This is a genomic window from Aeromicrobium sp. CF3.5 (genome assembly GCF_051262695.1).
Taxonomy (GTDB): domain Bacteria; phylum Actinomycetota; class Actinomycetes; order Propionibacteriales; family Nocardioidaceae; genus Aeromicrobium.
The window spans coordinates 223,282-248,899 of record NZ_JBIMEZ010000005.1; the positions used below are offsets into that span (position 1 = coordinate 223,282).

General features: G+C 69.5%; 24 protein-coding genes, 1 tRNA gene and 1 riboswitch. Of the genes, 13 read left to right on the forward strand and 12 right to left on the reverse strand.

What is annotated here, in order from left to right:
• Positions 1-14: 14 nt before the first annotated feature.
• From ACHAA3_RS11450 to ACHAA3_RS11465, 4 genes are all read left to right on the forward strand, one after another.
• The gene (locus tag ACHAA3_RS11450; protein ID WP_435709143.1) at positions 15-584 is read left to right on the forward strand and encodes a mycothiol transferase; all 570 of its coding nucleotides are present in this window, start codon (positions 15-17) and stop codon (positions 582-584) included.
• A gap of 151 nt (positions 585-735) precedes the next feature.
• Positions 736-948: a DUF4244 domain-containing protein gene (locus ACHAA3_RS11455; protein ID WP_435709144.1), complete on the forward strand. Its 213-nt coding sequence runs from the start codon at positions 736-738 to the stop codon at positions 946-948.
• 55 nt (positions 949-1,003) lie between these two features.
• The gene (locus tag ACHAA3_RS11460) at positions 1,004-1,417 is read left to right on the forward strand and encodes a TadE family type IV pilus minor pilin (RefSeq protein ID WP_435709145.1); all 414 of its coding nucleotides are present in this window, start codon (positions 1,004-1,006) and stop codon (positions 1,415-1,417) included.
• Positions 1,414-1,788, forward strand: coding sequence for an Rv3654c family TadE-like protein (locus tag ACHAA3_RS11465; protein WP_435709146.1), 375 nt, complete (start codon positions 1,414-1,416; stop codon positions 1,786-1,788). Before ACHAA3_RS11460 ends, ACHAA3_RS11465 begins: the two co-directional genes overlap by 4 nt.
• A 6-nt stretch (positions 1,789-1,794) precedes the next feature.
• On the opposite strand, the gene ACHAA3_RS11470 is transcribed toward ACHAA3_RS11465, so the two are convergent.
• Entirely contained in the window at positions 1,795-4,113 is a 2,319-nt protein-coding gene (locus ACHAA3_RS11470) for a DEAD/DEAH box helicase (RefSeq protein ID WP_435709147.1), read from the reverse strand.
• An 89-nt stretch (positions 4,114-4,202) separates the two neighbouring features.
• Here ACHAA3_RS11470 and ACHAA3_RS11475 point away from each other — a divergent pair, with 89 nt between their 5' ends.
• The 3 genes from ACHAA3_RS11475 (at position 4,203) to ACHAA3_RS11485 (ending at position 8,637) form a co-directional block, all read left to right on the forward strand.
• Entirely contained in the window at positions 4,203-4,544 is a 342-nt protein-coding gene (locus ACHAA3_RS11475; RefSeq protein ID WP_435709148.1) for an STAS domain-containing protein, read from the forward strand.
• A 120-nt stretch (positions 4,545-4,664) separates the two neighbouring features.
• Complete coding sequence (locus ACHAA3_RS11480) at positions 4,665-7,073, forward strand: sodium-translocating pyrophosphatase (protein ID WP_435709149.1); 2,409 nt, start codon at positions 4,665-4,667, stop codon at positions 7,071-7,073.
• Between the two features lie 91 nt (positions 7,074-7,164).
• Positions 7,165-8,637 carry a DUF7059 domain-containing protein gene (locus ACHAA3_RS11485; RefSeq protein WP_435709150.1) on the forward strand — a complete coding sequence of 491 codons (1,473 nt, stop codon included), beginning with the start codon at positions 7,165-7,167 and terminating at the stop codon, positions 8,635-8,637.
• Between the two features lie 12 nt (positions 8,638-8,649).
• Here the strand turns inward: ACHAA3_RS11485 and ACHAA3_RS11490 are convergent, their stop codons facing one another.
• From ACHAA3_RS11490 to ACHAA3_RS11510, 5 genes are read right to left on the reverse strand one after another with little or no spacing between them, the layout of a single operon-like run.
• Positions 8,650-9,156: a 2'-5' RNA ligase family protein gene (locus ACHAA3_RS11490; RefSeq protein WP_435709151.1), complete on the reverse strand. Its 507-nt coding sequence runs from the start codon at positions 9,154-9,156 to the stop codon at positions 8,650-8,652.
• A 2-nt stretch (positions 9,157-9,158) separates the two neighbouring features.
• Positions 9,159-10,664: a cryptochrome/photolyase family protein gene (locus ACHAA3_RS11495; protein ID WP_435709152.1), complete on the reverse strand. Its 1,506-nt coding sequence runs from the start codon at positions 10,662-10,664 to the stop codon at positions 9,159-9,161.
• A 54-nt stretch (positions 10,665-10,718) separates the two neighbouring features.
• Positions 10,719-11,633, reverse strand: coding sequence for a dihydropteroate synthase (locus ACHAA3_RS11500; protein WP_435709153.1), 915 nt, complete (start codon positions 11,631-11,633; stop codon positions 10,719-10,721).
• Entirely contained in the window at positions 11,630-12,367 is a 738-nt protein-coding gene (locus ACHAA3_RS11505; RefSeq protein WP_435709200.1) for a dihydrofolate reductase family protein, read from the reverse strand. The genes ACHAA3_RS11500 and ACHAA3_RS11505 overlap by 4 nt, the downstream gene beginning before the upstream one ends.
• A gap of 15 nt (positions 12,368-12,382) precedes the next feature.
• Positions 12,383-13,603 carry an MFS transporter gene (locus ACHAA3_RS11510; RefSeq protein ID WP_435709201.1) on the reverse strand — a complete coding sequence of 407 codons (1,221 nt, stop codon included), beginning with the start codon at positions 13,601-13,603 and terminating at the stop codon, positions 12,383-12,385.
• A 120-nt stretch (positions 13,604-13,723) separates the two neighbouring features.
• Between ACHAA3_RS11510 and topA the strand changes: the two genes are divergently transcribed.
• From topA to ACHAA3_RS11535, 5 genes are all read left to right on the forward strand, one after another.
• Positions 13,724-16,474: a type I DNA topoisomerase gene (gene topA / locus ACHAA3_RS11515; RefSeq protein ID WP_435709154.1), complete on the forward strand. Its 2,751-nt coding sequence runs from the start codon at positions 13,724-13,726 to the stop codon at positions 16,472-16,474.
• Positions 16,475-16,515: 41 nt separating this feature from the next.
• The gene (locus tag ACHAA3_RS11520) at positions 16,516-17,124 is read left to right on the forward strand and encodes a hypothetical protein (RefSeq protein ID WP_435709155.1); all 609 of its coding nucleotides are present in this window, start codon (positions 16,516-16,518) and stop codon (positions 17,122-17,124) included.
• 61 nt (positions 17,125-17,185) lie between these two features.
• Positions 17,186-17,824, forward strand: coding sequence for a dTMP kinase (gene tmk, locus ACHAA3_RS11525; protein ID WP_435709156.1), 639 nt, complete (start codon positions 17,186-17,188; stop codon positions 17,822-17,824).
• Positions 17,821-18,981, forward strand: a complete 1,161-nt coding sequence (locus tag ACHAA3_RS11530; RefSeq protein ID WP_435709157.1) for a DNA polymerase III subunit delta' — start codon at positions 17,821-17,823, stop codon at positions 18,979-18,981. Before tmk ends, ACHAA3_RS11530 begins: the two co-directional genes overlap by 4 nt.
• Positions 18,978-20,513, forward strand: a complete 1,536-nt coding sequence (locus ACHAA3_RS11535; protein WP_435709158.1) for an alpha/beta hydrolase — start codon at positions 18,978-18,980, stop codon at positions 20,511-20,513. Before ACHAA3_RS11530 ends, ACHAA3_RS11535 begins: the two co-directional genes overlap by 4 nt.
• A gap of 66 nt (positions 20,514-20,579) precedes the next feature.
• Here ACHAA3_RS11535 and ACHAA3_RS11540 read toward each other — a convergent pair whose 3' ends face one another.
• Positions 20,580-20,867 (reverse strand): chorismate mutase, encoded by a 288-nt coding sequence (locus ACHAA3_RS11540; RefSeq protein ID WP_435709159.1) that lies wholly within the window; start codon positions 20,865-20,867, stop codon positions 20,580-20,582.
• 58 nt (positions 20,868-20,925) lie between these two features.
• The gene (locus tag ACHAA3_RS11545; RefSeq protein WP_435709160.1) at positions 20,926-21,729 is read right to left on the reverse strand and encodes an SDR family NAD(P)-dependent oxidoreductase; all 804 of its coding nucleotides are present in this window, start codon (positions 21,727-21,729) and stop codon (positions 20,926-20,928) included.
• Positions 21,730-21,861: 132 nt separating this feature from the next.
• Here ACHAA3_RS11545 and ACHAA3_RS11550 point away from each other — a divergent pair.
• Positions 21,862-21,937 (forward strand) — tRNA-Thr (locus ACHAA3_RS11550).
• A gap of 449 nt (positions 21,938-22,386) precedes the next feature.
• On the opposite strand, the gene thiE is transcribed toward ACHAA3_RS11550, so the two are convergent.
• The 4 genes from thiE to thiO all read right to left on the reverse strand — a co-directional run bounded on the left by thiE (position 22,387) and on the right by thiO (position 25,322).
• Positions 22,387-23,049 carry a thiamine phosphate synthase gene (thiE, locus tag ACHAA3_RS11555; protein ID WP_435709161.1) on the reverse strand — a complete coding sequence of 221 codons (663 nt, stop codon included), beginning with the start codon at positions 23,047-23,049 and terminating at the stop codon, positions 22,387-22,389.
• Positions 23,050-23,124: 75 nt separating this feature from the next.
• On the reverse strand, positions 23,125-23,910 hold the full coding sequence (locus tag ACHAA3_RS11560; RefSeq protein ID WP_435709162.1) for a thiazole synthase: 786 nt from the start codon (positions 23,908-23,910) through the stop codon (positions 23,125-23,127).
• Between the two features lie 3 nt (positions 23,911-23,913).
• Positions 23,914-24,150: a sulfur carrier protein ThiS gene (gene thiS / locus ACHAA3_RS11565; RefSeq protein WP_435709163.1), complete on the reverse strand. Its 237-nt coding sequence runs from the start codon at positions 24,148-24,150 to the stop codon at positions 23,914-23,916.
• Positions 24,147-25,322: a glycine oxidase ThiO gene (thiO, locus tag ACHAA3_RS11570; RefSeq protein ID WP_435709164.1), complete on the reverse strand. Its 1,176-nt coding sequence runs from the start codon at positions 25,320-25,322 to the stop codon at positions 24,147-24,149. The genes thiS and thiO overlap by 4 nt, the downstream gene beginning before the upstream one ends.
• Positions 25,291-25,398: riboswitch (TPP riboswitch) on the reverse strand. Its footprint overlaps the gene before it by 32 nt.
• Between the last annotated feature and the right edge of the window lie 220 nt (positions 25,399-25,618).

Sequence of the window (25,618 nt, forward strand, 5' to 3'; positions counted from 1 at the left end):
GAGACGTTGGAGGCATGACTTCTGCACCAGACCGCACTGATGACACGCAGCCCGATGACTCCGGTCCTGATCGCGCGGTCGCGATCCTGCTGGATGCGTTCGGTCGTGCTCGCGAGCTGGTGCCGACGGTCCTCGAGGGGCTGTCGGTCGAGGACGTGACGTGGCGTCCCGACGAGGGTTCCAACTCCATCGGCTGGCTGATCTGGCACCTCGCACGCGTGCAGGACGACCACGTGGCGGGTCTGCTCGACACGGAGCAGGTGTGGACCGCCGACGGCTGGGCCGCGCGATTCGCTCTGCCGTACCCCGACGACGCGATTGGCTACGGCCAGAGTGCCGAGGAGGTGGCGGCCTTCGCGGTCGACGACCCCCGCGTGCTGCACGACTACTTCTCGGCGGTGCACGCCTCCACCGTGGAGACATTGTCCGCGATGCCGATCGACGACCTCGACCGCGTCGTGGACGCCAGCTGGGATCCGCCGGTCACCGTGGCGGTGCGCCTGGTCAGCGTCGCCGACGACATGGCTCAGCACCTGGGCCAGGCGGCCTACCTGCGCGGCATGCTGGAGCGTCGCTCGATCTGACCCTGTGCTCTGTGCCCGGCGTTTTGTGCCCGAGGTTTTGTGCACAGGGTTCGATGCCTGAGCGGGTTCTCCCCAGCGCAGTGATCCGGCCGCAGAAAGGGCGCTGAACCGACCATCTTCTGAGTGTCAGTTTCCATTCAGGAGGTACACCATGCACCGCATCATCACCCGCGCCCGTCGCGGTCTGTCCAGCCGCACAGCAGCAGGCCGGTCCGAGACAGGCATGTCCACCGTCGAGTACTCGGTCGGCACCCTCGGGGCCTGCACCGTCGGTGGAGTCCTGGTCAAGATCGGCCAGTCCGAGTGGTTCGGAGAGATGGTCAAGAGCGTCATCGACCGGATCCCGGACCTGCTGCCGTTCTGACCGTCCGGCCGGGGCGGCTCGAGTCGCCCCGGCCCTCCGGACCGGGAGGCCCGACATGCCCATCTCACGTCCTTCGCTCGGTGCGCGGGGCCACGCCGCAGGCCGTTCCACGGCGCGTCGTGCCCGCGAACGGGGCATGGCCACCGCCGAGCTCATGAGCGTCGCTCCGTTCGGTGTGATGCTGGTCCTGCTGCTCCTGTGGGTCGTCTCGCTGGGGCTGTCCGAGGTTCGGGTCACCGACTCCGCGCGGGAGGCGGCCAGGCTGATCGCTCGCGGCGAGACCGTCGACACCGCCACCCATGCGGCCCGGCAGGGAGTACCGGCCGACACCCAGGTCGAGGTCGACATCTCCGACGGTGTCGTGACGGTCCGGGTCCAGGCCCGCTCCACGATGCCCGTGCCCTTCTTCTCCGGCATCGGCTCGCAGGACATTGCCGCCGAGGCCTCAGCCGTCCTGGAGGCGCCGTGAACCGCCGGGTCGCGCATCGAGCTCCCGGCGACCGAGGTTCGGTCACGATGCACGCACTGTGGGCCGCAGCGGCACTGGTGCTGCTGGCCCTGGTGGCCACCGAGATGGCTGGACTGGTGGCCATGCGGCACCGCGCAGCGTCGGCGGCCGACCTGTCTGCGCTGGCCGCCAGCCGAGCCAGCACCGTCGGGCTCGAGGGGTGCTCGGCCGCAGAGGAGACCGCTCGGCTCAATCGCGCGACCCTCATTGCCTGCCGCATGGACGACGACGTCGCGACGGTCACGGCCCGCACCACGAGCCAGCGGTGGTGGGGCCACCGGTGGGCCGCAGAGATCCCGGCCCGCGCCGCGCCGCAGTCCTACCTGGAATGAGCCTGCTCAGCCCTCGACGTCACCTGGTTCGGGAGCGTGGGCCAGGACGACGTCGAGGAGGCGGACCGCGCCGGCCTTGTCGAGCGGGTCGTTGCCGTTGCCGCACTTGGGCGAGACGACGCAGGCCGGGCAGCCATCGGGGCACGGACAGGCAGCGATCGCCTCTCTGGTCATGCGCAACCAGCGTGCGGCCAGAGCGTGTCCCCGCTCGGCAAAACCCGCACCACCGGGATGGCCGTCGTACACGAACACGGTGAGCACACCGGTGTCCGGATGCAGAGCCGTCGACAGTCCGCCGATGTCCCAGCGGTCGCAGGTCGCGAGGAGGGGCAGCAGACCGATCGAGGCATGCTCGGCGGCGTGTGCGGCTCCGGGCACGTCGGTGTCCTCGAGCACGCCCGCCACGGCGTCAGGCGACACCGTCCACCACACGGCCTGGGTGGGCAGGGTGCGCTCGGGCAGGTCGAGCGGTTCCTCGGCGATGACGCTGTGCGAGGAGTTGCTGTGCATCAGGAACGAGACCACCTGGCTGTGCACGTCGACCGTGCCGAAGCTGATCTCGGCCGGCCCCCACCGCTCGCTGCGCAGCGTCTGGGTGATCTGGACCTCGGTGACCGACCGCGCCTGGGTCGAGTAGGACGGGTCATCGCGGTGCACGAGGGCGACGCCGTGCTCGAGGTCGTAGTCGTCGACGAGATGCACCTCGCCCTGGTGCACGTAGACGGCACCGGCATGGACATGGCTGTCGGCCGATCCGGCATCGACAGTGCCCACCAGGCGACCGGTGGCGTCGTCGACGATCTGTACCGGGCTGCCGCCGCTGGAGCGCAGGTCGGCGAGGTCGCCCGCGCGTTCACGCTTGGTCCAGAACCAGCCCGCGGGCCGGCGACGCAGCCAGCCGGCTGCCTCCAGGGCCGCGACACCCTCGGCGGCGCGGGGCCCGAAGGTGTCGAAGTCGTCCTCGGTCAGCGGCAGCTCCTGCGCCGCGGCTGCCAGGTGGGGGCCGAGCACGTACGGGTTGTCGGGATCGAACACCGAGGCCTCGACCGGCGGCCCGAACAGCGCCTCGGGATGGTGCACCAGATAGGTGTCGATGGGCTCGTCGCGCGCGACGAGAATGCCCAGGGACTCCCGGCCGTCACGCCCTGCCCGGCCAAGCTGCTGGTACAGGGCCGCGCGGGTGCCGGGGAATCCGACGGTGATCACGGCGTCGAGTCCGGCGATGTCGATCCCGAGCTCGAGCGCGTTGGTGCTGGCCAGGCCCAGCAGATCACCGGAGCGCAGTCGATCCTCCAGCGCTCGACGTTCCTCGGGCAGATAGCCACCGCGGTAGGTCGCGACCCGCCCGACCAGCTCCGGGTCGACCTCGCCGAGGAGCCGCTGCGACGTCGCCGCCACGGTCTCGGCGCCGCGGCGCGACCGCACGAACGCCAACGTGCGCACCCGACCGATCACCAGGTCCGTCATCAGCTCTGCGGCCTCCGAGGTCGCCGAACGACGGATGCCGGCCAGATCGACACCATCGGGTGTTGCGCCGATGACAGGCGGTTCCCACAGGGCGATCGTGCGGGCCCCGTGGGGTGAGGCGTCGGAGGTCACCGTTGATGCATCGAGCCCGGTCAGTCGGCGCGCGAACACCTGGGGATCGGCGACTGTCGCCGACGACAGCACGAAGAGTGGATCGGAGCCGTGGTGGGCGCACAGACGCCGCAGGCGCCGCAGGATGTGAGCGACATGGGCCCCGAACACGCCTCGGTAGTGGTGGCACTCGTCGATGACCACGTGGGTCAGTCCGCCGAGCAGGCGCGCCCATCGGTCGTGGCCCGGCAGGATCGAGTAGTGGAGCGTGTCGGGGTTGGTGAGCACGTAGTTGGCGTGGTCGCGTGCCCAGGCGCGCTCCTCGCGGGTGTTGTCGCCGTCGACCGTGGCCGCACGCGCCAGCTGGGCGGCAGGAGCGAGGCGGCGCAGCTGATCGGCGGCCAGTGCCTTGGTCGGTGCCAGGTACAGCACCGTCGGTCGACGATGGCCCAGCAGGCTGCTGCCGGCGCGCCCCGCCACGACTGAGGTGAGCGCCGGGGCCTGGAACGCCAACGACTTTCCCGATGCAGTGCCGGTCGAGATGACCACGTGGCGTCCGGCGTGCAGGTGCTCCATCGCCTCGGCCTGGTGGCCCCAGACCGTCTGGATTCCCTGAGCCTCGAACACCGCGCGCACCAGCGGATCGATCCACTCCGGCCACGGCTGCACCACCGCCACACGCTCCGGCACGTGCTCGACATGAGTGACGCGATCGGGATGCCGCTGCAACAGGTCGGCGGGGTCCACTGCTTGATTCTCGCACCGGTCCACCTGATGGGCGCTGCTCGGCCGTGGAGCCCGCGTGATGAGATGATTCCTCGAGGAGAGGGAGTGCAATGGAGCTGACGATCACGACCCGCGCAGTCGATGAGTTCGACGTCATCGAGATCGGTGGTGAGATCGATGTGTACACGGCGCCGCGGCTGCGCGAGAGCATCGTGACGGCCGTCGAGGCCGGCCACAACCGCCTGATCGTCGATGTGCAGCAGGTGCAGTTCCTGGACTCCACGGGACTGGGCGTCCTGGTGGGCGCACTGAAGCGGGTGCGCGGTGAAGGCGGATCGCTGGACATCGTGTGCACCCAGGAACGAATCCTGAAGATCTTCGAGATCACCGGCCTCGACAAGGTCTTCGGCCTGCACGCCTCCGTCGATGACGCCCGCGCCGCCCGCGCCTGAGTCGAACACGAGGCATGTCGGTAGCACGACGTGCGGTTCGTCGCGTCCAGGTCCGTGTAGCCTGCGTCACGTCGGGCTGGTCCAAGGCCCACGACCTGTCCCACCTGATGGAGGAAGAACATGTCGAACGCGACATACGTTGCGGCAGTCTCGGACCTCGAGCTCACCGGCGACAACACGATCTACGTGGCGATCGTCGCTGGTGTCGGAATTCTCGCGCTGCTGATGGCTGCGGTGTTCCGCGCCGAGGTGCTCAAGGCGCCCGAGGGAACCGAGAAGATGATCGAGATCGGCCTCGCGGTGCAGGAAGGCGCCTCGGCGTACCTGCGCCGTCAGTTCCAGACGCTGGCCGTCTTCGCGGTCATCGCGTTCGGTCTTCTCTTCCTGCTGCCCGGCAGCACTGAGGTCAAGGTCGGCCGCTCGGTCGCCTTCGCCGCCGGTGCCCTGTTCTCGGCCGCGATCGGCTGGTTCGGCATGTGGCTGGCGGTGCGCGCCAACGTGCGCGTCGCAGCTGCGGCGCAGGACGAGGGTCGCGAGAGGGCCATGCGCATCGCGTTCCGCACCGGCGGCACGGTCGGCATGTCCACGGTCGGCCTCGGCCTGCTGGGCGCTGCTGCGGTCGTCCTGATCTATGAGGGTGACGCGCCCTCGGTGCTCGAGGGCTTCGGCTTCGGAGCCGCGCTGCTCGCCATGTTCATGCGTGTCGGCGGCGGCATCTTCACGAAGGCGGCCGACGTCGGTGCCGACCTGGTGGGCAAGGTCGAGAACAACATCCCCGAGGACGACCCCCGCAACGCTGCGACCATCGCGGACAACGTGGGCGACAACGTCGGCGACTGCGCCGGCATGGCGGCCGACCTGTTCGAGTCCTACGCGGTGACCCTGGTGGCCGCGCTGATCCTCGGCTCGGTCGCATTCGGCGAGCAGGGCCTGGTCTTCCCCCTGGTCGTTCCGGCGATCGGCGCCATCACGGCGATCATCGGCGTCTACATCACCCGCCCGGTCGAGGGGGAGAACGGGCTGACCACGATCAACCGGTCCTTCTACATCTCGGCCTTGATCTCTGCGGTCGCCAGCTCGGCGTTCGCCTGGTTCTACCTGCCGTCCAGCTTCAGCGGTCTGAGCCTGCCGGTCGACGACGGCCAGTCGCTGCTCTCCCAGGTCCTGCCGGCCGAGGCGATCGCCGACCTCGACGGCGATCCGCGCATCATCGCGATCGTCGCGGTGCTGATCGGCATCGTCCTGGCCGCCGTGATCCTCGCGCTGACGGGCTACTTCACCGGCACCGAGACCCGCCCGGTCAAGGACGTCGGCAAGACGTCGATGACCGGTGCGGCCACCGTCATCCTGTCCGGTCTGTCGGTCGGCTTCGAGTCCGCGGTCTACACCGCACTGGTCATCGGCGCGGCCGTGTACGGCGCGTTCCTGCTGGGCAGCGGCTCGATCGTGGTGTCGCTGTTCGCGGTCGCCCTGGCCGGCTGCGGCCTGCTGACCACGGTCGGTGTCATCGTCGCGATGGACACCTTCGGTCCGGTCAGCGACAACGCCCAGGGCATCGCGGAGATGTCCGGCGACGTCGACGCGGAGGGCGCGCAGATCCTCACCGAGCTCGACGCCGTGGGCAACACCACCAAGGCCATCACCAAGGGCATCGCGATCGCCACGGCGGTGCTCGCGGCCACGGCGCTGTTCGGCGCGTTCGCCGACGGTATTCGAGAAGGGTTCGGCGAGGTGCTGAGCAAGTACAACGTCAACGATCCCGGTCCGCTGCAGGAGTTCCTCGGCAGCATCGAGCAGTCCGACACGCTGCCCCTGCAGGGCGTCATCAACGTGGGCGACCCCAGCATCCTGGTGGGCCTGATCATCGGTGTGGCCGTGGTGTTCCTCTTCTCGGGCCTGGCGATCAGCGCCGTCGGTCGTGCTGCTGGCGCGGTCGTGTACGAGGTGCGTCGCCAGTTCCGCGAGATCCCCGGAATCATGGAAGGCACCGGCCGCCCCGAGTACAGCAAGGTCGTCGACATCTGCACGCGCGACTCCCTGCGTGAGCTGGCCACGCCCGGCATCCTTGCCATCCTCTCGCCGATCGCGGTCGGCTTCGGTCTGGGCGTCGGCCCGCTGGGTGCCTTCCTCGCCGGTGCGATCGGTGCCGGTGTCCTGATGGCGGTCTTCCTGGCCAACGCCGGCGGCGCGTGGGACAACGCCAAGAAGCTGGTCGAGGACGGCCACCATGGCGGCAAGGGATCGCCGGCGCACGAGGCCACGATCATCGGTGACACGGTCGGCGATCCGTTCAAGGACACCGCCGGTCCGGCCATCAACCCGTTGTTGAAGGTGATGAACCTGGTCGCCCTGCTCATCGTGCCGCTGGTCGTGCAGTTCTCGTACGGTCAGGACGCGAGCGCGCCGATCCGGTACTCGATTGCCGGTGTTGCCGTCCTGATCATCGTGCTCGCGGTGTACATCTCCAAGCGCCGCCCGATCGCCATCGGCGAGGAGCTCCCCGCGGCGGAGGCCGAGGTCACCCGCTAGTCCACAATTCGCTACCCGCCGGACCGATGGCTCGCATCGATTCGGTCCGGTGGGTAGCAGATGTCGGGGCTCTCGGTGGCAGGCTGGGCGGATGCTTCCCCTTGACGTCGTCCATCGCCTGCGAGATGCATTGCGTCGTGCTGACTTCACCGCGGACGCGACCTACGCCCTGCTGGGGTCGAGGGCGCACGGTGCGCTCGGGCGCAATCAGGTGGTCCCGGCGCTGCAGGCGACCACCGACGGCTCACCGCTCTCGACCTTGGTGCGGCTGCTGACGCTCCAGACCGAGGTGTCTCGCGATGCCGCCGATGCCGCCCTGCCGGGCCTGGTCGACCCGCTCGTGGCGGGTGGACTGCTTGAGACGTCGGGCGGCACGGTGCGCGCCCAGATGGATGTGCGCCCGTACGGCGACGAGGCCCATGACTGGTGGATCGTGTGCGACGCGACGCCCGGCCTCGGCGGTCCGGCCGGACCGATGGACCCCGAGCACGTGCTCGGCATCAGCGAGGCCTCCTCGAGCCTCGCGCAGCTGGTCGTGCGTGATCCGGTCGACACGGCCCTCGACCTCGGGACCGGCTGCGGCGTGCAGGCCCTCCACCTCGCGCAGCACGCGCAGACCGTCGTGGCCACCGACGTCAACCCGCGCGCGCTTGCGATGGCTCGCCTCACGGCGGCGCTCAACGAGGTCGAGGTCGACGTGCGCGACGGCAGCCTGTTCGATCCCGTCGCCGGTGAGCGTTTCGACCTGATCGCCACCAACCCGCCCTTCGTCATCTCCCCGCCCGGGGCCGAGGTCCTGGTGTACCGGGACTCCGGCATGCCCGGCGACGCCGTGGTGCGGCACCTGGTCGAGCGAGCGGCCGATCACCTCAACCCCGGTGGCTGGTGCCAGATCCTCGCCAACTGGGCCCACCGCGACGGCCGCGACTGGCGCGAAGACCTCGCCGACTGGATGCCGAGCTCGACCACGGGGTCGGTCGACGCATGGGTGCTGCAACGTGAGCTGGTCGACCCGGCGGAGTACGTCGAGATGTGGTTGTCCGACGCCGGCCTCGCGCCCGGTCCGGAGCACACGCGCCGCTACGACGAGTGGCTGGCGTGGTTCGATGCCGAGAAGATCAGCGGCGTCGGATTCGGCTGGCTCTCCCTGCGCCGCACCGATGCGACCCCGCAGCTGCGACTCGAGGAGTGGACCGGCGAGATTGCGCCCCCGGTCGGACCCGCGATCGCGCAGTGGGGCCGCTCGGTCGACGCGTTGCGCAGTCTGGACGACGATTCCCTGCTCGGTGAGCATCTGCAGGCCGCCCCCGACCTCGTGCAGCGCACCGCCGGCCGGGTCGGGGCCGAGCACCCCGAGCAGGTCGTGCTGCAGCTGCAGCACGGCGTGCGCCGCACCCGCCAGGTCGACTCGGCGTCGGCCGCGCTCGTCGGCGCCTGCGACGGCGACCTCTCGGTCGGGCAGATCCTCGACGCGCTCGGCGACCTGCTCCAGATCTCCGATCTCCGGGCCACCCATCTGCCTCAGGTTCGCGATCTCGTCTCCGACGGTTTCCTGACCCTCTAGAGCTGAGCGGTCTCAGCGCGAACCGAGCGTGCGGACGGTGCCGGTGTCGGGGTCCCATCGGCGCAGCGTGGTCAACACGAGGGCGTCGGTGCGGGGTGCCAGGACGTCGAGGGCGCGCTGTACGGCGTCGCGCGGCAACCGTCGGGCCAGCGTCACGTGTGGCGTCCAGCCGGGGTGTGGATGGCCCGTGGTGGCGGCCCGAAGTGGCATCACCTGACCCACCAGGTCGTCCGACGGGGCCACCAGGCGCACCAGCGTGATGAGTGCGCCGCCGAGCACGGCGATCCCTGCGGTCGACACCGACAGCGGAAGCAACGACGCGATGGAATCGGCCGCGACCCGCTCCAGAGCACCATCGATGGCCGGGACCGAGATCACGGTGACGTGCGGCGTGTTCGTGCCGCCGCGATGGTCGAGCATCGAGGGCAGCCCGGCGTCGCGCAGCGCCTGCCAGTCGTCGCGGATCGTCGCCTCACCGGCCGCGTCGGGCAGCAGCTCGAGAGCGTGCAGGCGAGGCATCCTCAGCTCGACTCTGGACCGGCGAGCCACGGCCCGGCTCGGCGGGTGTGCTCGGCCTTGGTCGCGGGATCGAGCTTGTCGTACATCGAGGCCATCATCTTCGAGCGCGGGTTGCTGGCGAAGACCTCACGGTGATCACGCACGAACGTCCAGTACAGCGCGTCCCAGTCCGCGCTCCAGTCCTCGCCCCAGCCGGCCTTGGCGTAGTCGCTCATCTTCTTGAGGTAGTTCGAGCCCGACACGTAGGGCTTGGTCGTGATCGAGGCCCCGGCCGCGAACTGGCTCATGGCGTAGGTGTTGGGCACCATGACCCAGTCGTAGGCGTCGACGAACATCTCCATGAACCACTCGTAGACGTCGTGCGGGTCGGTGCGCAGCAGGCACATGGCATTGCCGAGCACCATCAGGCGCTCGATGTGGTGGGCGTAGCCGTGCTCCACCACCTGGCCGACCACGTGATCGACCGGGGCGAGTCCGGTGGACGCCGTCCACCAGCCCTCGGCCAGCGGGCGCGCGTGCTCCAGCGCGTTGGTGCTGCGCATGCGCCGGCCGTGGACCACGTAGGTGGCGCGCATGTACTCGCGCCACCCGATGATCTGGCGAACGAATCCCTCCAAGGACCGTAGCGGCACGGCATCGCGCTCGGCCACCTCCAGGGCTCGTTGCAGCACGCGGTGGGGGGACATGAGGCCGACGTTGAGCGGAGGTGTGAGGAGTGAGTGGAACACCCACGGGTGCTCGGTGCTGAGGGCGTCCTCGTAGGGCCCGAACTCGGCGAAGCGCTGCTCGAGGAAGGTCTCGAACGCAACCTCGGCCTCGGCGTGCGAGGTGGGCCAGCAGAACGTGTCGGGGTTGCCCGGGTTGCCGCTGAACGCCTCCTTGACCCAGGCGATCGCGGCAGTCACCTCGTCGTCAGGGTCGGGCTGGACCGGATCGGGAACCGGGTGATTGCGAGGTAGCTTCTTGCGGTTCTCGTCGTCGAAGGACCAGCGACCGCCGGCCGGGTCCCCGTCGGCGTCGACCAGCACGTCGAGACGGCGGCGCTGCCACGTGTAGAAGTGCTGCATGCGGGCGCCCTGGTCACCGACCTGCTCGGCCACCTGGGCCCGCGTGGTCACGAAGTTGGGCGACTCCAGCCAGTCGTCGGGAGAGCTCTCGTGACCGGCCTCGGCCAGGGCCGCGACGAGGTCCTGCTCGAGCCAGTCGTCCACGACGTCGTGCAGGGTGATGCGCTCGGGTGCGAGGCGCTCGAGCATCCGGGTCAGGGCTGCGCGGCTGGTCGTGCGGCCGTCGGTGTCGATGGTCTCGACCTCGAAACCGCGCTCACGCAGCTGCGTCGCGAATCGGCGCATGCTCGCGCGGTGCAGGATCAGCTTGTGCACGTGGAAGCGGTACTGGCGAAAGAGCAGGTCGTGCTCCACGAGCACGAACGTGGTGCCGTCCTCTGCGTCCAGATGCGACTCGAACAGCTGGTGCGGCAGCACCACGTGCACGTGTCGATGAGTCACGGTCCGACGGTATCGAGACGACGCGGATCCGGCAGGTCGCCAGCAGCCGAGGGCTCATCGAGCCGGTGGATGCACCCCGAACTCGTGCATCGCGGCGAGCACCGCGCGGATGCGGGGCACCTCGTGGGTGCGGTAGATGCCGGTGCCGCCCAGGGAGGCGAGGACGGTGAAGAAGCCCTCGGCGGTGCGGAACTCGTCGCCGAAGAGATGGTGGGCCGCGGGGAGCGAGTGGCAGATCGGCAGGCCGAGGCGCCGCAACCGGAACGACTGCAGCAGCACCGACGCCTGGTGGCGGGACCGCTCGCTGGGTGATGGCTTCCACGCGAACGTGAAGCCGACACCGGGGTCGATCGACACCGATGACACGCCGAGCTCGCGCGCCCGGCCGACGCGGCGACCGAACTGCTCGCGCATCGTGTCGAAGGGGTCGGATTCGCCTTGGGCGACGGCAGGGTCGAGATCGCGGGGGTTGCTGCCACCGATGTGGCACAGCACCACCGATGCGCCGTGAGCGGCGGCGAGCGAGAACATGGCGTCGTCGTCGACCGACCCGGTCAGGTTGAGCACGCCGGCGCCGGCCGCGAGGCAAGGCTCGACCACGGACGGGTGGTAGCTCTCGACCGACACCGCGATGCCCTCGCCGACCATGTCCTCGATGACGGGGACCAAGGCGGCGCTCTGGTCGTCGGCATCGACGCGTTCGGCGGCCTTCTGGACCGACTCGGCCCCGACGTCGATCAGATGGGCGCCCTGCGCCACGAGCACCTGGGCTCTCCGCAGGGCCGACTCTCGGGTGAACGCGACGCTGTCGTGGTACCAGGAGTCGGACGACAGGTTGACGACGCCCATGATCACTGGCTCGACGTCGGTGTCGAAGGCGTGCTCACCAATCCGGAACGGTTCGACGACGTGATCGAGGTCGTCGGCGTGCTCGGCGGCCAGCGCGGCCAGCTCGCGCAAGGAGATCACTGGCTGGCCCGCACGTAACGACTCATCAGGAAGTGGTCGGCCGTGAGCACGTGGGTGAGCTCGAAGGCACCCGGATCGGTGATCAGGTCGGTGTTCGGCGTCGCCGATGTGCCGACCAGTCGAGGGGAGAACGTCAGGTCAGCCTCGTCGAGCAGCCCGGCTGCCGACACGTCGCGCAGCAGCGTGGGGCCGCCTTCGCACACGATGCGCCACAAGCCGCGATCGACCAGCTGGTCGATCGCCCACTGCGGCGGCACCCGTGCGTCGGGAGCACGCACGACCTCGCAGCGGTCCTCCAGCGCGGCCACCCGGTCGGGGTCGGCGCCCGATCCGGTGAGGACCAACGGTGCGGCGGTCGAGCCGAGGAATCCGTCGTCCCCCATCGGCAGGTCCAGCGATCCGGACACGACCACCAGCCGAGGGGCCTCGGCCTGACCCTGTGCGGCGCGACGCTCGGCATCGTCGCTGACGGCCTTCATGGCGCCGTATCGCTCCGACGCCATGGTGCCGCCGCCCACCAGGACGGCGTCGGCGTAGCGGCGTACCGCGGTGAACACGTCGCGGTCGGCGCTGCCGGAGATCGATCCGCTCAGGCCGTCCGCGCCGGCGCCCGCTCCATCGAGGGTGCTGACCATCATGGCCCGCACCCAGGCGCGCCCCGCACGATCGGGCCACGGGTAGTGATCGGCGAGCTCGTCAGCCGACACGGGGCCGCGCTGCGGCCCGAAGATCATCTCCACGTGGCGAACCTAGTCGTGCAGTTGTGACGGCGCGACCGATGTGTCGGCCTTGGGTGGCGGCCCGAGGCCCGGGAGCAGCTGCGCGCCCCAGGCGATCAGGGCGATGACGGTGGCAATCAGACCGCCGAGCGCGAAGCTGCCCCACGGACCGACCTGGTCGATCGACAGGCCGATGGCCGGAGCACCAATCGCGGCGCCGATCGTGAACGAGGTGCCGTGCCAGCCGATCGCCTCGCCGCGACGGTCCTCGGGCGTCAGCTCGGTGATCCACTCGGCTGCTGCGGTGAGGGTGGGTGCGCACAGAAAACCGGTGGGGATGACCGCCAGGGCGAGCGCCCACACGTTGCCTGCCAGTCCGACCGGGATGGTCGTCAGGCCGAGCGCGAGCAGCAGGTGGGTGGGCCGGTACGAGCGGTGCCACGCCCCGTAGAGCACCCCGCCGACCAGAGAGGCTCCGCCCCACAGGGCAAAGACCAACGCGATGGCTCCCGTGTTGTCGAGGGTCTCGAGCACCGCGACGATGCCCAGGTCGGTGGCGATGAGGGTGATGACCGCGCCGCCCGAGATGAGGAACAGGAAGCCGATCTGCGCTGACATCCAGGGCTCCTTCGTGGCTGCCAGCTCCTCGCCTCGCTGGGCGTCGGGGGTCTCGGCGACCGAACGCAACGGGGGATCGAGGCGCAGCAGCATGGCTCCGGCCGCAGCCTCGCTGAGGCCGATCGCGACCAGCGCCGCGCTGGCACCGAACTGGGTGACCACCAGGACCCCGGTGGCGGGGCCGATGATGAAGCTCGCCTCGGCCACCACGCTGTCGGCCGAGAAGGCCAGACGGCGGCGGTCGACCGAGACCAGCACGCTGAGCGCCTGTCGCATGATCGAGAAGATGGGTATGAGGAACAAGCCCATGCAGAAGGCCAGGGGCACCAGGAACACGAACGAGGCGAAGGCGGCGAGCGGGTACAGCACGGCCACCGCGACGACCGAGGGGATCACGGCTCGCCGTAGCCCGAGGCGGTCGATGAGTCGGCCACGCCACGGCGAGCCGATGCCAGCGCCGATCGTGGAGGCCGCTGCGACCAGGCCGGCCTGCGCGTAGGTGCCGTCGAGATTCTGCACCACGTGCAGGGTGAACACCAGCGGGGCCGCCAGGGCGGGGATGCGCGCGAAGAAGGCGGCGACGAACAGCGACCGGACGCGAGGGTCGCGCCACAGCACCCGATACCCCGACATATCCACCTGCTGATTCTGTCACCGTGGGGGGACAGTTCTCACCAGGTTCAGACCCGGGTGGTCTGAATGCTTGACAGCAGGCGTTAGCGTGTGCTGCGTCGGCCACCTAAGGAGCACCCGTTGACCAGCCTCGTCATCGTCGAGTCACCGAACAAGGTCCGCAGCATTGCGGGCTACCTCGGCGACGGCTATGTCGTCGACGCCTCCGTCGGCCACATCCGCGACCTGCCCCGGGGTGCCGACGAGGTTCCGGCGGCCTTCAAGGGTGAGCCCTGGGCCCGCCTGGGCGTCAACATCGACGACGACTTCGAGCCGGTCTACGTGGTCTCTGCGGACAAGAAGAGCCAGATCACCAAGCTGAAGAAGCTCCTCAAGAGCGCCGACGAGCTCATCCTCGCGACAGATGAGGACCGCGAGGGCGAGGCCATCGCGTGGCACCTGCTCGACGAGCTCAAGCCCAAGGTCCCGGTCAAGCGGATCGTGTTCAACGAGATCACCAAGGACGCGATCCTGCGGGCCATGGAGAACCCCCGCGACGTCGACATGGATCTCGTCGACGCCCAGGAGACCCGGCGCATCCTCGACCGCCTGTACGGGTACGAGGTCAGCCCGGTGCTGTGGAAGAAGGTGATGAGCGGCCTGTCCGCCGGTCGTGTGCAGTCCGTCGCCACGCGCCTCGTGGTCGAGCGCGAGCGCAACCGCATGGAATTCGCGATGGCCTCCTACTGGGACCTCGAGGCCACCTTCGACGCCGGTGAGGGCCACGACCCACGCGAGTTCCCCGCCAAGCTGTCGACCGTCGACGGCCTGCGCGTCGCCAACGGCAGCAACTTCGACAACGGCGGATCGCTGACCAGCGACAAGGTCGTGCACCTCGACGAGATCGCCGCGTCGGCGCTGGCCGACGGCCTGCACGACCAGCCGTTCACGGTGTCGTCGGTGGAGTCCAAGCCCTACACCCGCAAGCCGTACGCCCCGTTCCGCACCACCACGATGCAGCAGGAGGCGTCGCGCAAGTTCGGCTTCGGCGCTGCCCGCACCATGCAGGTCGCCCAGCGCCTGTACGAGAACGGGCTCATCACCTACATGCGCACCGACTCGATCACGTTGTCGCAGACCGCCATCCGCGCGGCGCGCTCGCAGGTCACCGAGCTGTACGGCAAGGAGTACCTGCCCGAGAAGCCCCGCGTCTACACCGGCAAGGTCAAGAACGCCCAGGAGGCGCACGAGGCCATCCGGCCCGCCGGCGAGACGTTCAAGACCCCGCAGCAGGCCAAGCTGTCCGGCGACGAAGCACGGCTGTACGACCTGATCTGGAAGCGCACCGTGGCCTCCCAGATGCGCGACGCAGTCGGTGATCAAGTCGCGATACGCGTCGGCGCACGGGCGAGTAGCGGAGAGGACGTTCAATTCGCGTCGTCAGGCCGCACCATCACGTTCTACGGATTCCTCAAGGCCTACGTCGAGTCCACCGACGACGACGCCACCGGAGACGACCAGCAGACCAAGCTGCCCAACCTGACCGAGGGGCAGACGGTCACAGCCGCCGACCTGGGTCAGGCCGGGCACCAGACCAAGGCGCGCGCCCGCTTCACCGAGGCCACGCTGATCAAGGAGCTCGAGGAGCGTGAGATCGGTCGTCCGTCGACCTACGCCTCGATCATCGGCACCATCCAGAACCGCGGCTACGTGTACAAGAAGGGCACGGCGCTCGTGCCGGCCTGGGTCGCGTTCAGCGTCATCCGGTTGCTCGAGCAGCACTTCGGACGTCTCATCGAGTACTCCTTCACCGCCGAGCTCGAGAGCGTCCTGGATGAGGTCGCCGGGGGCCGCGAGGCCCGTCTGCACGTGCTGCAGAACTTCTGGGCGGGGCAGGGTGAGAACAACACCGGCCTCAAGCTGCTGATCCAGAACCTGCCCGACATCGACGCGCGTGGTCTGGCCACGTTCCCGCTGGGTGACGACGTCAACCTGCGCGTCGGCCGCTACGGCCCCTATGTCGAGGGCCCTCCGTTCAGCACCGATGACGACGGCAAGCAGGTCCCCACCCGTGGCAACGTGCCCGAGGACCTGCCCCCCGACGAGCTGACCCTCGAGAAGGCCCGCGAGCTGCTGGCCACCCCGGCCGGCATGGAGAAGGAGCTGGGCTCTCATCCCGAGACCGGTCTCATGGTCACCGTCCGCAACGGCCGGTACGGTCCGTTCGTCACCGAGGCATTGCCCGAGGGCGCCAAGAAGGCCGACAAGCCACGCACGGCGAGCCTGTTCCAGACCATGTCGCTGGAGCTGATCACCCTCGACGAGGCCGTCACGCTGCTGACCCTGCCGCGCGTGGTGGGCACGGGCGTCGATGGCGTCGACATCACGGCCCAGAACGGTCGGTACGGGCCGTACCTGAAGATGGGCACCGACTCGCGCTCGCTGGAGAAGGAGGAGGAGCTCCTCACGATCACCGAGGAACGTGCGCGCGAGATCTACAGCCAGCCCAAGACCTACGGGCGACGTGCGGCCAAGCCGCCGCTCAAGGAGCTGGGCGAGGATCCGGTCAGCGGCACGCCCGTCGTCGCCAAGGACGGTCGCTTCGGCGCCTACGTCACCGACGGCGAGTACAACGCCACGCTGCGCAAGGACGACGACGTCGAGACGTTGACGCCCGAGCGGGCCTACGAGCTGCTCGCCGAGCGACGCGCCAAGGGCCCCGCCAAGAAGGGCGGCAAGAAGACCGCCAAGAAGACGACCAAGAAGGCCGGGGCGAAGAAGACCGGCGCCAAGAAGGCTCCGGCCAAGAAGGCAGCGACGAAGAAGACTGCAGCGAAGAAGGCCCCGGCCAAGAAGGCCGCCACCAAGAAGGCCCCGACCAAGACGTCTTGAGGCGTTACACCAGTTCAGCAGTCCAGGTCCGAGGGGGATCGATGAAGCGCAGGGGACAGGCGGCCGCGGTCGTCATGCTGTGCGGGTGGCTCGTGGCCTGCGGATCTGACGCGACCGACGACCCGGCACCGAGCGCCAGCTCGTCCGAGGACGACGTGACGGCCAAGATCGTCGCGGACGAACCGCCCACGGACGTCGTCTGGAAGCCGTCGGCGGTTCCGTCCGGCTGGAGACAGCTGCAGACCGAGCAGGGCTCGGCGCAGTGGCAGGTCGGAGACTCCGCGTGTGTCGTCGGGATCCAGCAGCCGGCTGGTGTCGGATCCGACGACACCCCCACCGACGACGAGATCGCGGACCAGCAGGTGCAGCAGATCGGTGAGGCCCTCGGCGGGTCCGGCGATCTCGACGTCACCGAGAGCACCGTCATGGTGCCGGCCAGCGTGGAGGGTTCTTCGGCGCAGGTGGAGCAGAAGTTCGTCGAGCGCTCCTTCCGATCCGGCGATGAGGCCCAGGGTCTGCTGCGCGCCCACCGGTACGGCGACTTCGCGCTCATCGCCTACACCGCCTGCGGCAACGGCGACTACGAGGAGCAGTTCTCGGCGAGCATCGAAGGTTTCCTCGACTCGCTCACGGTAGTGCTCACCTACTGAGCAGGTGGGTTCGACAACCGTCCGGCTGGGCCAGTCGGACCCGCCCACTAGGCTCGCCCCCATGCAGCCGTACTTCGCCGACTCCGGGGTGTTCATCGCCCTCGAGGGTGGTGAGGGAGGCGGCAAGTCCACCCAGTCGGCCCTGCTCCTCGAGTGGCTGGAGAGCCTCGGTCACCGGGTCGTGCTGACTCGAGAACCCGGTGGCACGGCGGTGGGTGCGCAGCTGCGCTCCATCGTGCTCGGCCACGAGACCGGCGACCTGTCGCCGCGCACCGAGGCCCTGCTCTACGCCGCCGACAAGGCCGAACACGTCGACTCGGTGGTGCTGCCGGCGCTCGAGGCGGGACACGTCGTCATCACCGACCGCTATGTCGATTCGACGTTGGCCTATCAGGGCGCCGGACGTGCTCTGGCCGTCGAGGAGGTCGAGCACGTCGCTCGCTGGGCCACCCGTTCCCTGCGCCCGCACCTCACGGTGCTGCTCGACGTCGATCCTGAGCTGGGTCTCACCCGGTTCGAGGGTGCCGATCGCATCGAGGCCGAGCCGCTGGAGTTCCACCGCCGTGTGCGCGAGGGCTTCCTGAACCTCGCGGCAGCCGACCCCCAGCACTACCTCGTGGTGCCTCCCGGCGGTGGCCCCGACGACGTCCACGCGGCGATCCGCCCGGCCGTCGAGCCGTGGTTGGAGAAGCGCAGATGACTGCTGTCGCCCGGGCCACGGTGTGGTCCGACCTGGTCGGGCAGGCTCCGGTCGTGCAGACCCTGCAGGCTGCGGTCGCGTCGGCGTCGGGGGAGGGCCGCTCCATGACCCACGCGTGGCTGTTCACCGGCCCGCCGGGGTCGGGCCGGTCCAACGCCGCCCGCGCCTTCGCCGCCGCCCTGCAGTGCGACTCCGACGGGTGCGGTCACTGTCAGTCGTGCACCACGGCCCGGGCCGGCAGTCATCCCGACATCACGGTCATCAACACCGCTGGACTGTCGATCGGTGTGGCCGACGCTCGTCAGCACGTGCGAGGGGCCGCCCTGCGTCCGGCGGTGGGACGGTGGCAGATCATGATCGTCGAGGACGCCGACCGGCTCACCGAGGCGGCTGCCAACGCGCTGCTCAAGGCCGTCGAGGAACCGTCGCCGCACGCGATCTGGATGCTGTGTGCGCCGGCGCTCGAGGACGTCGTCATCACCATCCGGTCGCGCTGCCGGCCGGTGCTGCTGCGCACCCCGCCAGCTGCCGACATCGCCCGACTGCTGGTTGAGCGCGACGGCATCGACCCCGACGTTGCCGAGGCAGCCGCCGCTGCCTCGCAGGGTCACATCGGACGGGCCCGGGGGCTCGCGCGCGACCCTGCAGCCCGGCAACGCCGGCGCGACATCTTGTCCCTGCCCTCTGAGCTGCGCACCATCGGCGACTGCGTGACCGCGGCGCATGCCGTCGTCGAGGCCGCCACGGCCCACGCCTCCGGCCTCGCCGACACCTCTGAGGCCGACGAGCTGTCCGACCTGCGTCAGACCTGGGGTGTGGAGGAGCGTGGCCGCCGCCCCGCTGGCTATGCCGGTGCCCTGTCGTCGATGGAGAAGGACCAGACCAGGCGCCGCAAGCGGCTCGCGCTCGACTCCATCGACGGGGTGCTGCTCGAGCTGTTGTCGCTGTGTCGCGACGTCGTCGCCTCGCAGCTGGGCTCCGGCACCGGTTTCGTCAATGCCGACGCCATCGACCAGATCGCGGCACTCGCCCGCTTGTGGACCCCCGAATCGACCATCCGCACGATCGATGCGATCGTGAGCTGTCGCGACGCGCTGGCCGCCAACGCGGCCGCACCCCTGGCCCTCGAACGCATGATGTTGGAGCTTCGCTCATGACCCGAACCCGTCTCGTCGTCATTGCTGCCGCGTCTGTGGCGGTGGTGCTGGTGGCGATCGCCGCCGTCTTCGTGGGCACCCGTGCCGGTGGCGGGGAGTGGGAGCCGCCCCAGGCCACGGGCGAGGCGGTCGATGCGTCGCTGGCCAGCTACTACGAGCAGGATCTGGAGTGGACTGACTGCGGCGACGCGCAGTGCGCGCGGGTCACGGTGCCCATCGACTACGAGGACGCCACGGGCGACACGCTCGAGCTCGCGGTGAAGGTCTATCCGGCCGGCGACTCGGACGCGTCGAGGGCGGTCTTCGTCAATCCCGGTGGACCCGGCGGATCGGCGCTCGACTTCGCCGACTCCATGTCCACCCAGTTCGGCTCCTCGGTCCTCGACGCCTACGACGTCGTCGGTGTCGACCCGCGCGGTGTCGGCGAGAGCACGCCGCTGGAGTGCCTGTCGGACGCAGGCTTTGACGAGTTCACCCAGACCGATCCCGATCCTGACGACCCGGCGGAGGTCACGGCACTGCGTGAGAGCCTCACCGACCTGGGTACGGCCTGCCAGGAGAACTCCGGCGAGCTGGCCGCGCACGTCTCGACCGAGGAGGCCGCGCGGGACATGGACGTCGTGCGGGCGCTGCTCGGCCAGGACGAGTTCGACTGGTTCGGCGCCTCCTACGGCACCGTGCTGGGCGCCACCTACGCCAACCTGTTTCCCGACACGGTCGGGCGCATGGTGCTGGACGGCGCGGTCGATCCGCTCGAGGACAGCATCGAGGCATCGCTGGGACAGGCCACCGGATTCCAGCGAGCCTTCGACGCCTATGCCGCGTACTGCGTCGATCAGGGCGACTGCCCCATCGGCTCGTCGATCGAGGAGGCGCGCACGACCGTGGCGGACCTCCTCGAGCAGCTCGACTCCACGCCGATGCCCACCGGGGTCGGTCGAGAGCTCACCGAGGGCCAGGCGTTCTACGGCCTGGCGCTGCCGCTGTACAGCGAGCAGACATGGGACGTCCTCACCCAGGCGCTGCAGCAGGCGGTCGTGGACGGCGACGGCACCACGATGCTGCTGCTGTCCGACGCCTACTTCAGCCGCGACACCGACGGCTCGTACGCGGGCAACATCGGGCAGGTGATCTACGCGATCAACTGCCTCGACGAGTCCGAGCAGCCCGACCTCGAGACGGTCCGCGATGCGCTGCCGCGCTTCGAGCAGGCGTCGCCGGTGTTCGGGCGGTCGTTGGGATGGGGGGCGCTCGGTTGTACCGACTGGCCGATCCGTCCCAGCAACCCTCAGGAGCCGGTGCCCGCCGAGGGCGCCGCACCCATCGTGGTCGTCGGCACCACACGCGATCCCGCCACCCCCTACGAGTCAGCGGTCAAGCTGGCCGACCAGCTCTCCTCGGGCGTGCTGCTCACCCGCGAGGGCGACGGCCACACCGCCTACAACTCCGGCAACCAGTGCATCGACGACACCATCGACGCCTACCTGGTGGACGGAACGGTCCCGGAGAACGACACCACGTGCGAGGAGTAGACCAAATTTTGTGACGTAGATCGTCACTTCCTGGTTCAGGAGTGACGATCTACGTCACAAAATTTGTCAGCCCCGGATGGCCTCGTGGTGGCGGATGACCTCATCGATGATGAAGTTCAAGAACTTCTCGGCGAAGGCCGGGTCGAGGTCGGCATCGTCGGCGAGGCTGCGCAGCCTCGCGATCTGACGTGACTCGCGGTCGGGGTCAGCCGGCGGCAGGTCGTGCTCGGCCTTGAGTCGTCCCACCCGCTGGGTGTACTTGAACCGTTCGGCCAGCACGTGCACGAGCGCGGCATCGATGTTGTCGATGCTCGCGCGGATCTGTTCCAGCTCGGTCTGCACGTCGTCGTCCACGCCCCGATCCTAGGTGGCCCGCGACGAGTTGAGGCAGTCCCACACGCTCGGACGTCGCTCAGGACTTCGCCTGGCGTGCGTCTCCGAGCCTGCGCATGACACGCAGCAGGGGCAGTCCGGTCGAGGGAGCAACGTCGACCGTGCGCACCAGGGCACCGCGCCAGCGCGGCACGACCCGGAACACCTGCCGGCTGTCCAACAGGTCGAGACCGGCAGCGGCGACCTCGTCCGCGTCGAGCGGCCTGGGCCCGGAGAACAACATGGCTGCACCGGGGTCCTTCTCCCGTGACGTCACCATGTCGGTTCCGACGACATCGGGGCACAGCGCCTTGACGGTGACGGGTAGACCAGCATGACGCAGGTCGCCCTGCAACGAGGTCGTGTACGACAGCACGGCCGCCTTGGTCGCGGCATACATCGCGAGTCCCGGCACGGGCGTCAGCGCGGAGATGGAGGCGACGTTGAGGATGCGGCCGCCAGCGGTGCCCATCTGGGAGATCGCGGCGGAGCAGCCGCCCATCACACCACGGACGTTGACGTCGAGGATCGTGGCGAGCTCGTCGTCGGTGCTCTCCCAGGCAGGTCCGGCGAACAGCACACCCGCGTTGTTGACCCACACCGCGAGCCGCCCGTGCTCGCCGGCCATCTCGGCGACGGCGCGACTCGAGGCCGGATCGCGAACGTCGTGCGAGATCCCGACGGCACCCCTGCCGATCTCCACAGCAGCCTGCTCTGCTGCGACGCCGTCGATGTCGGTCAGCACGACCCGGTGGCCCTGATCGGCCAGGCCTCGGGCGAAGGCCAGCCCGATGCCGCGGCCTGCTCCGGTGACGACGGCCGTGGTGGTGGGGGGAGTGGTCATGGACGCAGCGTAGACGCGGACGGAGTACTTGTCCCGGCCCTCGCGACCGCAGTGCGGCGGCCAGTTCGTCGCGATGGCAGGCAGTGGGTAGACTCGATTCCGGTTCGGCGGGCGATCCCCGCTGGACCGTTGGCCGCCTTAGCTCAGTCGGTAGAGCGTTTCACTCGTAATGAAAAGGTCGTCGGTTCGATTCCGACAGGCGGCTCCACGAATTCATGTGGAGCCCTCGTGCTTGGCTTGCCCTCACGTGCGCCGGGCGCGTTCAGCCGCACACAGCGCGATCGTCGGCGTTACCCACGTAGCGGATGTCCTGGTCCGCCGGGGCGCTGGACGAGTGATCGGCCCGTGCCTCGATTCTCCCGACCTCGGCTCCGCACGAGCCGTAGGCATCATGTCGGTGCGCCGCAGATCGTGGATCGGCGACCGCGACCCAGCGTCGGCCAGTCCGTTGACCGCTGGAATGAGGGCCCGTGGAGTTGCCCACCGCGGTCGGTGGTGACCAGAAGATCGGTGGTGCCCCGTCGCGCGCCATGCCGAGCAGGAGCGGCACCAAGTGATCGGCAATCGGCGTCGGGTCTTGCCCGACGTGGGCACCGTGACACTGTGGCCCTCGTCTGGCTGCGCTGTCTCCGTTTCGCTTCGTGCTGGCAGCTCGGATCAGGCCGAGGCGTCGAGCCGTGAACGCAGCCTGCGGGCCGCGGCCTCGGGATCGTCGGCCTCGGTGACCGCGCGCACGACAACAATGCGTGTGGCTCCGGTATCCATGACCGAGCCGAGTCGTGCGTTGTCGATCCCCCCGATCGCGAAGACGGGCTTGACCGGATCGCACGAGACGACCTGGCGCAGCGTGTCGAGACCGACGGCAGCGCGACCGGGCTTCGTCGGCGTCTCCCACAGAGGGCCAACGCAGAAGTAGTCGACATCGCTGTCGGCCTCGGCGGTCGCGGCCTGCTCGACGCTGTGCGAGGAGCGTCCCAGCAGCACGTCGGGACCCACGAGGGTGCGTGCGTCGGCCACGGGGAGATCGTCCTGCCCGGTGTGCAGGATCTGCGCGCCGGTCAGCGTGGCGAAGTCGGCACGGTCGTTGACGGCGAACAGCGTCCCGGCCTCGTCGCAGATGTCGCGCACGTCGTCGAGGAGGGCGAGCTCGTCGCGAGCCGCGAGCGACTTGTCGCGGACCTGGACGATGTCGACACCGCCTGCGATGGCCGAGCGCACCAGTGCGACAAGGCCGGCCGGGCCCTTGCTCGCATCGGTGCACAGATAGAGGCGCGCTTGAACAAGACGCTGTCTGGCTGAGGCCACGGTCGAGTCACTCATCCCGTCAGTCTGCCCGACCGAGACACGCCACGCGCCGGCCCCCGCAGTCGTGCAGGCCGAGGTGGGAGCCGCATCTCAGAGCGCGAGGTCGAGGTTGGCCCGCCCGTCCGGTGACGACGACGCAAGAGCCTCGTCGCGTCGGGGTATGCGCCCCGCCCCAAAGGCCAGGCGCCCGGCCTCGACGCCCTGCTTCATTGCCAGGGCCATGCGGACCGGATCGGCGGCCCGGGTGACCGCGGTCGCGAGGAGCACGCCATCACAACCCAGCTCCATCGCCAGCGTCGCATCCGATGCGGTGCCGATGCCGGCGTCCAGGATGATCGGGACCCTCGCCGCTTGGGTGATCGCGTGGATGTTGCGCGGGTTGAGGATGCCCAGCCCCGAGCCGATCGGGGCGCCCAGCGGCATGACCGCGGCGCAGCCCACGTCCTCGAGCTTGCGCGCGATGATCGGATCATCGTTCGTGTAGGCCATCACGACGAAGCCGTCAGCGACAAGCTGCTCCGCCGCCTTGAGGAGCTCCACCGGGTCGGGGAGCAGCGTGATGTCGTCGGCGATGACCTCGAGTTTGACCCAGCTCGTCGCGCAGGCCTCGCGCGCGAGCTGGGCGGTGAGGACAGCCTCCTTGGCCGAGAAGCAGCCGGCTGTGTTCGGCAAGGCCTTGATGCCGTTGCGCTCGAGCACGGCCCAGACGGATTCTTCGTTGCCGGCCTGCACGCGGCGCATCGCGACAGTGGTGAGCTCGGTCCCGGAGGCGAGCAACGCCTCCTCCAGGCCGAGCAGGCTTGCTGCGCCGCCCGTCCCCATCACGAGCCGCGAGTCGAAGCTGACACCGGCGATGCACAGCAGATCATCGGTCATGGGTCAGCCTCCCTGGACGGCGCGGACGATCTCGACGTGATCCCCGGCGCGGAGAGACGTCGTGCACCACTGCCCGCGGGGGACCACCGAGTCGTTGACGGCGACCGCGACTCCGCGAGGCCTGCCGTCGTCGGCGCACCTGGCCGGACCGGACGACAGCTCGATGACGATCTGCTCGAGCGAGGTGTCGGGCGCGAGCTGGCGGGCCTCGCCGTTGATGTGGACGGTCAGTGCGGTCATCTGGTCTCCTTCGTGCAGAATCTCATCGGGTCGGCTGTCGACCACAACTCGTCGAGGGGGCGCTGCGCGAAGATCGCGTCGCAGGCGTCGGACGTGAGGGCGGCCAGCAAGATGCCGTTGCGATAGTGGCCGGTGGCCAGAATCAGCCCCGGAGTAGCGGTCTGGCCGAGCAGTGGCAGGTTGTCCGGACTGCCCGGCCGGGCGCGCGCGGCGAGCTCGGCGATGGGTAGCTCGTCGAGGCCCGGAATGATGGCGCGCGCGTCGCGCAGCAGTCCGAAGACGCCACCGACGGTGGACTGCCGGTCGTCGGGAAGCTCTTCGGAGGTGGCCCCGATGATGATCTCGCCGCTGGGCCGCCACACGACGTAGACGGGACGTTGCTGCACGAGCCCACGCACGATGCGGGCTTCACCGATCCACCCTGCGTCGCGACCGTCGAGGCGGACGATCTGTCCCTTGACCGCACGTGTGGGAGCCTCGACCCCTTCCAGCGGGGCAACCAGTGCGCGAGTTGCATGTCCTGCGGCGACCACGACGCGGTCCGCCAGATGGGTGACTCCCTCAGTGTCGACAGCGCCGACCACCGCGCCGGCGGAGTCCGTGAGAAGCCGAGCCGCAGCGACCGAGAACGTCGTGACGCCGAGCCGGGCAAGGTTCTCGCGCAGCGCCCGGTGGAGGGCACGCGGGTCGACCTGGTGGTCGCCCGGGACCCAGTAGGCGCCTGCGATCCGGGGTCCGAGCAAAGGCTCGCGGTCGCGTGCCCCGGCGACGGCCAGCTCTTCGACCTCGAGTCCCCAGCGTCGCTGGACCTGACACAGCCGGTCCAGCTGTTGGGCATCGCCCACGTCATAGGCGACGGAGAGGATCCCGCTCGTGCAGAAGCCGATGTCCATGCCGGAGGCGTGCTCGACCTCGGCCGCGAATGCCGGCCACCGGGCTGCCGACGCCACGTTGAGCCGCACGAGGTCGTGCTCGCCGAAGTCGGCTTCGGTGACAGGCGCCAGCATCCCCGCCGCGGCGTAGGAGGCACCCGCACCCGGATGCGGGTCCAGGCAGGTCACCGCGAGGCCTGCGACCCGCGCCCGCCACGCGGCGATGGCGCCGACCACGCCGTGGCCGATCACGAGTACATCGGTGCCGGACAGCACCATCATCGCTCCCTTCGCTGGCATGATCCAGATCAGGTTCAGCGGTCGGCGTATGTGCCCTCTCAGCCCCGATCGTCCCCGGGCTCCCGCGCGCCGCCCACCCTACGCCGCGAACATCCGGTCTGGACACGCCCAGTCATGACGGAGGAATGCTCCACCCATGGTTTCGGACGGTGTCCGTGAGGGATGCGGGGTGCACGTGACGACCACGACGAACGACACGCGGCGGGTCCGGGCAGCGGGTGGGCAGTCCTGGCAGCACGCCGCCGAAAAGGCCCTGCAGGGTGGTCAGAAACGTGACATGGTAAGCACCGCGAGAT